A 12,315-nucleotide genomic window follows, 5' to 3' on the forward strand; every position below is an offset into this window, starting at 1 on the left:
GTCGATATGGTCGATGCGAATCACTTCGCCGTTGCGTTGCTCGGCGATGCGATCTACACGAATCCGTTTCGTGCTCGGCTACGCATGGCAAAAGGGCTGGGTGCCGCTAACCTATCAGTCGCTGATGCGCGCAATCGAACTGAACAACGTGCAGATCGAGAAGAACCGTGCGGCATTCGAATGGGGTCGCCGTGCCGCGCATGATCTGGCGGCGGTGCGCAAGCTCGCGCAGTCGCAAGCACGCGTGCCGCAGAGGAAACGGCGAGCAGCAAGATCATCTCGCTGCACACGCCGAAGGCACTCGACGCCGCTGATCGACAAGCGCGCCGACTATCTTGCAGCATGGGCAAAACGCCGCATACGCGAGCGCTTTCGTGCCCTGGTGTCGCAAGTGCGTGTGGCGGAATCGGCGCTCGATTCGGTCGACGGCCAGTTGCCCGTTGACCGAAGCAGTCGCGAAGAACCTGCACAAGCTGATGGCTTACAAGGACGAGTACGAAGTCGCACGGCTTTTACAGCGACCCCGCGTTCATCGAAAAACTGAAGGCGAATTTCGAGGGCGACTGGAAGCTGCACATTCACCTCGCGCCGCCGACGTTCTCGAAGAAAGACGCACAAGGTCATCTGGTGAAGAAGAAGTACGGACCTTGGGTGTTCAGCGCCATGCACGTGCTCGCAAAACTCAAGTTCCTGCGCGGGACCGCGCTCGACGTGTTTGGCAAGACGGAGGAGCGTCGCACGGAGCGTGCGCTGATCGTTGAATACGAAGCACTGGTGCACGAGCTGATCGGCGGCCTGACCGCGCAGAAGCGTGAACTGGCGGTCGAACTGGCGAATCTGCCGGACGGCATCCGCGGCTACGGGCACGTGAAGGAAAACAATCTGAAGGGCGTGCGGGTCAAGTGGAACGACTTGCTGACGCGTTGGCGCTCGACGGAAACGGGAAAGGCCCAGCACGCGGCATGATCTTGCCGGCTTGACCGGCTGGCGTCGGCCTGAAATGGAAAAGGCGGCTGTCCTCACGGACAGCCGCCTTTTTTTTGCCTGTTTCGACACGTGATGCGTGTGTACAAGAACAAGCGGCACGGCTCCTTCCAACACCACAACAACCAACCAAAAACAAACAACTACCAAACGGCAACTTCTACTTCAGGTTCACCTACTACTACTGCTACTTCAACTGCGAACTTCGAGTGCGAACTGCTACTGCGAACTTCCACTTCGATTGCAAACTTCAAACTCAACTACCAACTACCAACTACCAACTACCAACTACCAACTACCAACTACCAACTACCAACTACCAACTACCAACTACCAACTACCAACTTCACAACACACATTTACTGCAAGTACTGCGACCCATTGATACAGCTTGTCTTCACCATCAGAACTTCAACTTCAACCGCTACTGCTACTGCTACTGCTACTTCAACAACCACAACCATCCAACACCAGATGAAGCGCAGCGCCTGACTCGATGCAGGGATTGACCAGCCGACTGTTCCGTTGCTTTCGCGTTGTGCTGCGCTTCAGAAGTAACTTTACAAAAGTGTCACAGCAAATCGAATAGGAGCATTCTTAAAGCTCACTTAGTCGCGTAAGAATTCCTCAGACCAACAACCACCAGAATAGGAACGCGCACATAAAAAACGCCACGGAAATAACTTCCGTGGCGTTCCCCTAGCTGTCCAGCGAACGCTGCAATGCAGCGCCGCGTCAAACATCAACCTACTTGCATTACTGCGCGCTCACCCGCTTGCGTGCGTTTGCCGAAGCCACCGCCGTCATGTTGATGATCCGGCGCACAGTCGCAGCCGGGGTCAGAATGTGCACCGGCTTTTCCGCGCCCAGCAGGAACGGTCCCACCGTCACGCCTTCGCCGCCGATCATTTTCAGCAGGTTGTACGTGATGTTCGCCGCTTCCACGTTCGGCATGATCAGCAGGTTCGCTTCGCCGGTCAGCGTCGTGCCCGGGAACGCAGCCTTGCGGACGGCTTCCGACAATGCCGCGTCGCCATGCATCTCACCGTCGATCTCGAGCGAAGGCGCACGTTCGACGATCAGCTTGCGGGCCGCCGCCATGCGTTGCGACGACGAAGACGGCGCGCTGCCGAAGTTCGAATTCGACAGCATCGCGACCTTCGGCGTAAATGCCGAACTTCTCGATTTCAGTGGCGGCCAGCATCGTCATGTCCGCGAGCTGTTCGGCGGTCGGCGTTTCGTTCACGTACGTGTCGCAGATGAACAGATTGCGGCCCGGCAGCATCAGCAGATTCATTGCAGCGAAGTTCTGCACGTTGTCCGCCTTGCCCAGCACCTGCTCGATGAACTTCAGATGCGTGTGGTACTGGCCGATCATCCCGCAGATCATGCCGTCGGCTTCGCCGAGGCGCACGAGGATCGCGCCGATCAGCGTGTTGAACTTGCGCATCGCGGCCTTCGCGACGTCCGGCGTCACACCTTCGCGCGCGCCGAGTTCGTGATAAGCCTGCCAGCATTTCTGATAGCGCGGATCGTCTTCCGGATCGACGACTTCGAAGTCTTCACCGCACTTCAGCTTCGAGCCCATCTTCTTCAGACGCATCTCGATCACCGACGGACGGCCGACCAGAATCGGCTTGGCGATCTTTTCCAGCAGCACGAATTGCGCGGCGCGCCAGCACGCGCTCGTCTTCACCTTCGGCGAACACGATGCGCGCCACCTCCGACTTCGCCGCGGCGAACACGGGACGCATCACCATGCCGGTGCGGTACACCGTTGCGCCGAGTTCCTCGCGGTACGCGTCCATGTCCTTGATCGGACGGGTTGCGACGCCCCGAGTCCATCGCGGCTTGCGCGACAGCCGGCGCGATCTTGATGATCAGGCGCGGATCGAACGGCTTCGGGATCAGATAATCCGGGCCGAATTCGAGCGAGTGGCCCTCGTACGCCTTGGCGACTTCATCTCCCTGGTCGGTTTCTTCTGCCAGTTCCGCAATCGCGCGCACGCACGCGAGCTTCATCTCTTCCGTGATCGTGGTGGCGCCGACATCCAGCGCACCGCGGAAGATGAACGGGAAGCACAGCACGTTGTTGACCTGGTTCGGGTAGTCCGAACGGCCCGTTGCGACGATGCAATCCGGGCGCACCTTCTTGGCGTCTTCCGGACGGATTTCCGGTTCCCGGTTTGCCAGCGCCAGAATGAGCGGCCGCGTACCCATTTCGACCACCATTTCCGGCTTCAGCACGCCTGCGCTCGAGCAGCCGAGGAACACGTCGGCGCCGCGAATCGCGTCGGCCAGGGTACGTGCTTCGGTGTTCGCCGCGTAACGTTCCTTCGACGGATCCAGGTTGCCGCGACCTTCGTAGATCACGCCCTTCGAGTCCGTGACCAGCACGTTTTTCTTCGACAGGCCGAGGTTCACCAGCAGATCCAGACACGCGATGGCCGCAGCGCCCGCGCCCGAACACACCAGCTTCACTTCGTCGAGCTTCTTGCCGACCACTTTCAGGCCGTTCAGGATCGCCGCCGAAGCGATGATCGCGGTACCGTGCTGATCGTCGTGGAAGACGGGAATCTTCATGCGCTCGCGCAGCTTCTTCTCGATGTAGAAGCACTCGGGCGCCTTGATGTCTTCAAGGTTGATGCCGCCCAGGGTCGGTTCGAGCATCGCGATCGCTTCAACCAGCTTGTCCGGGTCGGACTCGGCGAGTTCGATATCGAACACGTCGATGCCGGCGAACTTCTTGAACAGGCAACCCTTGCCTTCCATCACCGGCTTCGCTGCCAGCGGGCCGATATTGCCGAGACCGAGCACGGCCGTGCCGTTCGTGATCACACCGACGAGGTTGCCGCGCGAGGTGTACTTCTGGGCGTCGAGCGGGTCTTCGTAGATCGCCGTGCACGCTGCGGCGACGCCCGGCGAATAGGCGAGCGACAGATCGAGCTGGTTCGAGAGCGGCTTGGTGGGGGTGACCGAAATCTTGCCGGGTTTCGGAAACTGGTGGTACGCGAGAGCGCTTTGCTTAAGTTGTTCGTCCATTTTTTAGCCTGCGAGACGTAAGTAATTGGGCCCGCCGCACGGCACCGTTGGCGTCGCTTGCGTCTATCGAATGGATAATCGCCTGCGGCGGTTTTCGCATGCGCCGGTTGGGCGCGGCGTCGAACCTCAGCGGAGGGCAAGACGGTGCGGAGTGCTACGCGGGCCGGTTAGTGTACACCCCGAATGCGTCGGTGCACTGAGCGGTTAACATGGCTCGCCACCGGCGAAACACCCGCTGACAATGCTGCAGCGCCGCATCCGACGATCATTTTGCTGATGGTCCTGCGTGCGTCACGCGCGAGTCATTCGAGCGCGGCGCCGCGTCGTTCCGGGATCAGAAAGAGCGTCGCAAAGACGTCGAGCAAATAGATGGATGCGAGCAAAGCGAGCGCGGCGCCGAACGAATAGCGTGCAGCCAAAGCGCCCACGACTACCGGCCCGAAACCGCCAACCGCCCGGCCGATATTGAACAGAACGTTCTGCGCGGTGGCGCGCGCATCGGTGGGATAAAGCTCGGAGATCAGCGCGCCGTAGCCGCCGATCATCCCGTTGACGAACACACCCATGGCCGCGCCGCCGATCAGCAGCGCCATCGGCGTTGTCAGATGGGCGTAGACGAATACCATCACTACCGCGCCCACCTGGTAAAAACAGGAACGTCGGCTTGCGCCCGAACCGGTCGGCGGCCATGCCGAACAGCCAGATGCCAGCCGCCATGCCGAGAACCGTGACGGCTGTCCACACACCGGATTTGGTCAGCGAATAGCCGAATGTCTTCGACAAATAGCTCGGAAGCCAGATCATCAGACCGTAATAGCCGAAGTTCTGCACTGAGCAGAGAATCGCGACACCGATGCTGGCGCGCGTGGTGCGTCCGTCGGCCACCAGCAATTTGAGCGGCAGCTTACGCATGCCACGTGCAACGCGCTCGTTAAATAGCGCCGGTTCCTCCACGTGGCGCCGCACGAAAAACGACACCACGGCAGGCAGCAATCCCAGCGCGAACATGCCGCGCCAGCCGATCAACGGCAGCAGCAGCGGCGTCAGCAACGCGGCCGCCAGCACCCCGAGTTGCCATCCCAGCCCGACATAAGACGACACGCGCGCCCGCTGCGATGCCGGCCACGCTTCGGCGACCAGCGTCATGCCGATACCGAATTCGCCGCCGAGACCAATGCCTGCAATGGTCCGATAGATCAGGAGGTCGGAATAACCTTGCGCCAGCGCGCACAGTCCCGTGAAGACAGCAAAGATCAGAATCGTCCACGTCAGCATCCGCACGCGGCCGAAATAGTCGCTCAGCACGCCGAAAATCAGACCGCCCGCCACCGCGCCGATCAGCGTCCACGTGACGAGCGAGCCTGACTGCGCGGAGCTCAGATGCAGGTCCGCGGCAATCACCGGCAGCATGAAGCCGAGGATCAACAGATCGAAGCCGTCCATCGCGTAACCGAGCACTGAGGCGATCAGCGCCCGGCCGGCATAGCCGCTTTTGGCGGGGCCGCCTTCAGCAGGTTCGCGAGTGTCGGGGGGCTCGGTGGCAGAAGAAACGGCAGTCATTGAAAGCATTCCGCAAGACAGAGAGGCGACCAAACTGCAGGGCCGCCGAGGAAATTCGCGTGAGTGTAAAGGCGCCCAAAGCCGCTCACAAGCAGACCAAAAAGCGAACCAAAAAGCAGACCAGAAAGCGACCCGGAAAACAGCCCGGAAGGCAGCAACACTGCGTCCTTGGACGAGCTTCCCAAGCCGCGTTCGGTGCGGCCGTTATAGCCGTCATTCGCGGCAGGCACGCACGACGGCCGCCTCGGGATGGCCCTTTTCGGGTAAAATGCCGGGCTACGCGCGCAGCAAAAACTGGCCTGCACTCCACTGGCCGGTTGCGTATTGGCCTATCAAGGCGCCGCCCATCATGGCGCGGCATACCCCACTTGCTGCGCCACCGGGCTCCGCGCCCGCTTCACCTCGCTCACACCCAAGGATCCGCCCATGACAGGCTTCGATCGCCAGACGATCTCCGACACTACCGCCAAGATGCTGCTGGAAGTGCAAGCAGTGCACTTCAACGCGGAGAAACCGTACATCTTCACGTCCGGCTGGGCGAGCCCGGTTTATATCGACTGCCGCAAGCTGATCTCGTATCCGCGCGTGCGCCGTGGCCTGATGGAAATGGCCGAAGCCACCATCCTGCGCGACGTCGGCTATGAACAGATCGGACGCAGTGGCCGGTGGCGAAACCGCCGGCATCCCGTTCGCGGCATGGCTCTCCGATCGCCTGATGGTGCCGATGCAATACGTGCGCAAGAAGCCGAAGGGTTTCGGCCGTAACGCGCAGATCGAAGGTCTGCTGACCGAAGGGCAACGCGTCCTGCTGGTCGAAGATCTGACCACGGACAGCCGCAGCAAGATCAACTTCATCAATGCGCTGCGCACCGCCGGCGCCACGGTGAACCACTGCTTCGTGCTGTTCCACTACAACATCTTCAAGGAAAGCGTGTCGGTACTGAAAGACATCGACGTCGATCTGCACGCGCTTGCCACGTGGTGGGATGTGTTGCGCGTCGCCAAGGCAAACAATTACTTCGACACCAAGACGCTCGATGAAGTGGAAAAATTCCTGCACGCACCGGCCGAATGGTCCGCGGCACACGGCGGCGCCAACGCGGCGCAGTAATAAGCACGGTTGGAATAAAAAAGGCCGCCTGTCGATGAGACAGGCGGCCTTTTTTCATTGCGCTCGCCAAGCCGGGCGAAAGGACGACCGTAGTTAGGATGCGCTACCGGTACCGTCAACCGAATGCGACGACAGATTCAGCAAGCCGTTGCTTTGCGCGTACTGGAACAACTCGGAATCGCGATCGATACCGAGCTTGCGCATCGCCGTATTCTTCTGCGTGCTGATCGTCTTGATGCTGCGATTGAGTTGCTCCGCGATCTCCTTGATCGTCATGCCGGACACGAACAGGCGCACAACTTCGAGTTCGCGCCGGGACAGCATCACATCTTCGTTCTTGTCGCCGGCATTCATGCGCAGTGTATCGAGCGACGCCTTGACGGACGGGCTCATGTATTCCAGATTGCGGCTGACGTGCTGCACCGCGAGCCCGATGTGGCTCAGATCGTCCGATTTGTTGACGACCGAAGTCACGCCGAGTTCGCTCAGCCGCTTGAGCAACGCGGCGTTTTTCAAGCATCGTCAGCACGACGATGGGAAGGTCGGGGAAATTGCGGCGCAGATAGCCGATCAGCGGCAAACCGTCGCCGTATTGGCCACCTGGCATTGCCAGATCCGTGACAAGCACATCACACGCTACGGTTTGCAGCACCTTGACCAGTCCGGTTGATTGTCGCGCGCGGCGACGACCTGCAGACCTGGAAACTTGAGCAAAGCCTGTTCTGCGCCGAACCGAATCACCGGATGGTCGTCAGCGATCACGACCCTGACTGGATCTTGCATTGCCCTCCCCTCGACAGATAAACCACTCTCCAAAACTTCTGACATGCCTTTCTATTCTTGGTACTTGAACTGATCGGGTACGCGGTCTGTATTCGCGCGGACAATTCCTCCGACTATAGCCCGATTTCAAGGCCGCCCAGCCCGCTGGCGACAACAATGATCCGTCGCAGAAGCGAATGTTAGACTTGATTCGACCTTGGGGCACCAAAATAGGGACAATAATCCTCGCGAGGACAACCGCCCTCGCGCCCTGACAGGAGAACCGGCACATGCGCTCGCGTTGCCTGGTTGTTTCGCTTGCTTCGCCGATCCGTCGCATACCTTCCCTCGCCTGCGTGATGCTGGGTCTCGCGCTATTGGCGAGTCACGGCACTCATGCACTCGCCGAGGGTGTGTTCACGCTGACCAGCACCAGCTTCCATGCGGGCAGTCCCGTGGATGCAGCTCAGGTCTTCAACCAGGACGACTGCAAAGGCGGCAATCGCTCGCCGCAACTGACGTGGCGCGACGCGCCGGCTGGTACGCGCAGTTTCGCAGTCACGATGTTCGATCCGGATGCGCCCGGTCGCGGCTGGTGGCACTGGGCCGTAGCCGGCATTCCGGCCACCGTCGAAAGCTTGCCGGAAAACGCCAGCGCGTCGGGCTTCCTGAAGAAACTTGGCGCGGTCGAAGCGCGCAACGACTTCGATATCGACGGCTACGGTGGCCCGTGCCCGCCGTCTGGCAAACCGCATCGCTACGTCATCACCGTTTATGCGCTGAGCTCCTCGGACCTGCGCCTCGCGCAAGGACGCCCGGCGCTCATGTTCGATCACGAGATCGGCACCGCCACGCTCGGCAGCGCGCGGATGGTAGTCAACTACGGACGATAGCGGCGCCCGTCAAATCCGACTCGAACTGCATAGGCCGCGACTGAAGCGCGACTAGCAGTTCGCCGCGTGCCGAGTCCCCGCGCGTTGCGCCGACTCGACGCGTGAATTGACGCACAGGTTCCATCGCATTGCCGCCGCCGCGGAATTTCTGTCATCCGCACACGCTTGTGTGCAACAGAGCCGCGCAGGCGATGCTTGTCGAAGCCGCGTCGCTATATGCGCGCACTGTTGCTGTGCTTACCCTGCCTTTTCATCTTGCCGGAGAGTCCCATGTCGAAGATCGTCATCGTTTATCACAGCGGCTACGGCCACACGAAGAAAGTCGCCGAGGCCGTGCTGGCCGGCACGCTCGAAGCCGGCGCGGACGCGAAACTCATGCCGGTCGGCGAGATCGACGACGCTGCCTGGACAGAACTGGCGGCCGCGGACGCCATCGTCTTCGGCGCGCCGACCTACATGGGCGGGCCGTCCGCCGACTTCAAGAAATTCGCCGATGCAAGCTCGAAACCGTGGTTCGGCCAGACATGGAAGGACAAGATCGCGGCCGGCTTCACCAACTCGGCGACCATGAACGGTGACAAGTTCTCGACGATCCAGTACTTCGTCACGCTGGCGATGCAGCACAGCATGATCTGGGTGGGCACCGGCATGATGCCGTCGAACACCAAGGCGGCGACCCGCAACGACCTGAACTACGTGGGCGGCTTTACCGGCCTGCTGGCGCAGTCTCCGGCGGATGCGTCGCCCGAAGAAGCGCCGCCCGCGGGCGATCTGGAAACGGCCCGGATGTTCGGCGCGCGCGTTGCTGCCGTTACGGCGCGGTGGATCACCGGGGCTCGATAGCGCATTGCCTCAAGCAGGTTCGCGTCGGGTGTCCACATCCCTGCCGCGCGTTCGAGGCGGGCGCGGTGCCCGTCAGAACACGCGCGGCGCGCCCCCGGCAAGCGCCGTGAATCTGCCCGGAACCCACGTGCATCGGCTTGCATCTGGCGCGTAACCCGTCACGCCGATGTCACTTTGGGCGCGCATCGTCGTTTTTTCACCCCGTTTTGCACGTCCGCCGCTATCAGGTCTTAAAATAGCGTTCCGGCGCGGTGTCGCGCCACGTTTCCAGCAAGCCAGTGAGATCGAGATGAGCACGAAAGTTTTTGTCGACGGACAGGAAGGCACGACCGGCCTGAAGATTTTCGAATACCTGTCGCAACGCGCCGACGTGGAAATCCTGCGTATCGAAGAAGTGAAGCGCAAGGACCTCGACGAGCGCCGTCGTCTCATCAACGCGTCGGACGTCACGTTCCTGTGTCTGCCGGACGTCGCCTCGCGCGAGTCGGCCTCGCTGGTCGAAAACGATCACACCGTGCTGATCGATGCCAGCACGGCATTCCGCACGTCGGCCGACTGGGCCTACGGCCTGCCCGAACTGGCCCGCTCGCAACGCGAGCGTCTGCGCACCGCGAAACGCATCGCCGTGCCGGGTTGCCACGCATCGGCCTTCGTGCTGGCCATGCGTCCGCTGGTCGAAGCCGGCGTCGTGGCGCCGGACTTCGCCGCGCACGCTTACTCGATCACCGGTTACAGCGGCGGCGGCAAGAAAATGATTGCCGACTACGAAGCCGGCGGCAATGAGAAGCTCAAGAGCCCGCGCCCGTACGCACTCGCTCTCACGCACAAGCATCTGCCGGAAATGGCGGCGCATACGGGCCTGAGCTCGGCGCCGGTGTTCACGCCGATCGTCGGCGACTTCTACAAGGGTCTCGCGGTCACCACGTTCTTCTCGCCGAGTCAGTTGGCCAAGAAAACCACGCCGCAAGACGTGCAGGCGCTGTTTGCCGAGTACTACGCGGGCGAGGCCTTCGTGCATATTGCGCCGTTCGACGCGGACGCGAACCTCGACAGCGGCTTCTTCGACGTACAGGCGAACAACGATACCAACCGCGTCGACCTGTTCGTGTTCGGCAACGAAGAGCGCTTCGTGACCGTTGCGCGCCTCGATAACCTGGGCAAGGGCGCCTCGGGTGCAGCCATCCAATGTATGAACCTCGCGATCGGCACCGCCGAAGAAACCGGCTTGAAACGCTGAACAAGTTCGGGATACGGACGGCATCCGCTGTCAATCCACTGAAAAGCCGGTCTGCAAAGACCGGCTTTTTTGGTTTAAAAAACCTGCCCTCAAAATTCCTCTTTCGCAGTTAATCAGTAGTTGCCCGCATTACTTAAAAAAGAAAAATCGGACTGCTCATCAACTGACGGTAATTCATTCCCCAAATTGACCCGTACAGCATAGTTTTCCGCATAGGGAAATTCCGGATTTTTTCTCGAACGATCGTTCGAAGATGATAGAGCAATTTTGCCGCAACGCTTACCTGGCAAGGATGTGCGACGAAGCAACGGTGCCGCCGACGAAGCGAAAAATCCTTTTTTGTTTAAAAGGGCTCCCAAGCCCCTCGCTGTGCGCGTTCGACAAAAAATGCCCCGTTTGAATCGATCTTTTTAGACGGCTCATTCAATTGACAGGCATTAATCGCGCAGCGAAATTAGTTCGCACAATTACATGAAGGGAGACAGCAGCATGTCGCACGGCATTACTCGGGGCCTGGCGATGGCCATTGCCACGGCCCCATTCATCATCGCTTGCGGCGGCGGCAAAGCCGACAATCCCGGCACGATCAGCGCACCGCAATGCTCGGGTTCGAGCTGCGGCGTGCAAGGTCCGCCGACTTCGAGCGCGAGCGCGACTGCGCTATGCCCTGCTACCGCCGACATCGTTAAAACGACGTATCTCGGTGGCGCGGGTAGCGGCGAAATCGTGCAGGTGAACATCGACGCGACCGCGATGACGTACACGCTGAAGTGGCTCGAGTCGCCGATTCCGTTGACGAGTGCCAGCGTCGAAATCACGCGAGCCGGTACGCAAATCACCGGCGCTTTGATCCACCCGCCGACCGGCACGCTGCCGACAGCGGAACAGACCCGTTGCGCATTCGTTCTTGGTAAAGGCACAGGCACCGCCTCCGACGGCACCACGTACACGACGCCCGACTTCGTGAACAATCCGAATCCGCCGACGATCCTCGTGGGGCAAGGCGTGGCCGGCGGCGGCATTCCAGGCGCAACGGTGCAATACGCCGGCGCGCTGGGGTTAGGTATTGGTGCTGTGAACAAGCGCCATTTCGACTTTTATCCGTTCCTCGGCTTCGCCAGCACCACAACCGACCTCACTAAGCTGACAGGCACCTACAACGGCTTGCTTTATCACCTCTCGCCGACCGCGAACTACGAAACCGTTGCCACCACCTCGGTAGAGACGTTCGATGCGAGCGGTAACTGCACGTCGTCGAGCTCGAGTGGCTGCCTGACGACCGGCGCCACACTCACGCTCAATAGCAACGGCTATTTCGACAGCGCGACTCCGCCGCAAATCGTCAACGGTGGCAATCCTGCGCCGCTGCGCACCGACAAATCAGGCACAGCTCACATGATCATCGGCCAGATCAACGGCGCAACTGTGCCGCTGGTGGTCCGCACCGGGCACGTCAAAATCGCCAGCCTGTCGGTCGACGACGAATCCGGCATCGCCATGCTCGCCGCAGCCACGCCGCTTGCGTCGGGCGGATTCGATGGCGGCTATGCCGGCGCGGACTCGAACTTCAAGTCCACCGCGACATTGATCCAGGGTGGTGTCGGCACCTTCATCAACCCGTCGACTTCTGCGGCGGAAGACGGCTTCGGCCTGGGCTACGGCTTGCCAAGCCCCGGACTGGTCGGCGTCCAGCAAGCAAATGGCCAGACCGGTTTCGCGATTGCCTCAGGCGGCCTGTACGCAATCGAAATTCAAGGCACCGTCAACGGCGGCATCACGCCGACGTCGGCCAATTCGGACACGCCAAACGCCCCCTACTTCGGCATCGGCTCGCAGATCAGCAAATAAGGACCGGAGGACCGGCAGTTCGCAGTACGAGACAT

The 12,315-nt window shown here is 60.7% G+C and carries 6 protein-coding genes and 5 pseudogenes; 7 read left to right on the forward strand and 4 right to left on the reverse strand.

What is annotated here, in order from left to right:
* Both B0G76_RS44650 and B0G76_RS44655 read left to right on the forward strand, forming a co-directional pair.
* The coding region (locus B0G76_RS44650) for a hypothetical protein (protein ID WP_310793967.1) at positions 1-204 on the forward strand (204 nt) is incomplete at its 5' end.
* Positions 205-395: 191 nt separating this feature from the next.
* Positions 396-966 (forward strand): annotated as a pseudogene (locus tag B0G76_RS44655) (DUF6537 domain-containing protein).
* A gap of 774 nt (positions 967-1,740) precedes the next feature.
* Here the strand turns inward: B0G76_RS44655 and B0G76_RS32540 are convergent.
* Positions 1,741-4,026, reverse strand: a pseudogene (locus B0G76_RS32540) (NADP-dependent malic enzyme).
* Between the two features lie 302 nt (positions 4,027-4,328).
* A pseudogene (locus tag B0G76_RS32545) lies at positions 4,329-5,586 on the reverse strand (MFS transporter).
* A 426-nt stretch (positions 5,587-6,012) separates the two neighbouring features.
* Between B0G76_RS32545 and B0G76_RS32550 the strand changes: the two are divergent.
* Positions 6,013-6,697, forward strand: a pseudogene (locus B0G76_RS32550) (orotate phosphoribosyltransferase).
* A gap of 93 nt (positions 6,698-6,790) precedes the next feature.
* Here B0G76_RS32550 and B0G76_RS32555 read toward each other — a convergent pair.
* Positions 6,791-7,480, reverse strand: a pseudogene (locus B0G76_RS32555) (response regulator).
* A gap of 269 nt (positions 7,481-7,749) precedes the next feature.
* On the opposite strand from B0G76_RS32555, the gene B0G76_RS32560 reads away from it, so the two are divergent.
* The 3 genes from B0G76_RS32560 (at position 7,750) to argC (ending at position 10,432) form a co-directional block, all read left to right on the forward strand.
* Entirely contained in the window at positions 7,750-8,352 is a 603-nt protein-coding gene (locus B0G76_RS32560) for a YbhB/YbcL family Raf kinase inhibitor-like protein (protein WP_120296958.1), read from the forward strand.
* A gap of 270 nt (positions 8,353-8,622) precedes the next feature.
* On the forward strand, positions 8,623-9,195 hold the full coding sequence (locus B0G76_RS32565; protein WP_120296959.1) for a flavodoxin family protein: 573 nt from the start codon (positions 8,623-8,625) through the stop codon (positions 9,193-9,195).
* Between the two features lie 289 nt (positions 9,196-9,484).
* Positions 9,485-10,432 carry an N-acetyl-gamma-glutamyl-phosphate reductase gene (argC, locus tag B0G76_RS32570; protein ID WP_120296960.1) on the forward strand — a complete coding sequence of 316 codons (948 nt, stop codon included), beginning with the start codon at positions 9,485-9,487 and terminating at the stop codon, positions 10,430-10,432.
* Positions 10,433-10,545: 113 nt separating this feature from the next.
* Here argC and B0G76_RS42610 read toward each other — a convergent pair whose 3' ends face one another.
* Positions 10,546-10,791, reverse strand: a complete 246-nt coding sequence (locus B0G76_RS42610) for a hypothetical protein (RefSeq protein WP_147394115.1) — start codon at positions 10,789-10,791, stop codon at positions 10,546-10,548.
* Positions 10,792-10,921: 130 nt separating this feature from the next.
* On the opposite strand from B0G76_RS42610, the gene B0G76_RS32575 reads away from it, so the two are divergent.
* Complete coding sequence (locus tag B0G76_RS32575; RefSeq protein ID WP_120296961.1) at positions 10,922-12,280, forward strand: DUF2957 domain-containing protein; 1,359 nt, start codon at positions 10,922-10,924, stop codon at positions 12,278-12,280.
* Positions 12,281-12,315 lie beyond the last annotated feature (35 nt).

The organism is Paraburkholderia sp. BL23I1N1, from assembly GCF_003610295.1.
Classification (GTDB): domain Bacteria; phylum Pseudomonadota; class Gammaproteobacteria; order Burkholderiales; family Burkholderiaceae; genus Paraburkholderia.

Excerpts from the sequence above, each read along its gene's own strand:
- B0G76_RS32575 (WP_120296961.1), top strand. The coding sequence starts at position 10,922 with ATGTCGCACGGCATTACTCGGGGCCTGGCGATGGCCATTGCCACGGCC.
- argC (WP_120296960.1), top strand. The coding sequence starts at position 9,485 with ATGAGCACGAAAGTTTTTGTCGACGGACAGGAAGGCACGACCGGCCTG.
- B0G76_RS32565 (WP_120296959.1), top strand. The coding sequence starts at position 8,623 with ATGTCGAAGATCGTCATCGTTTATCACAGCGGCTACGGCCACACGAAG.
- B0G76_RS32560 (WP_120296958.1), top strand. The coding sequence starts at position 7,750 with ATGCGCTCGCGTTGCCTGGTTGTTTCGCTTGCTTCGCCGATCCGTCGC.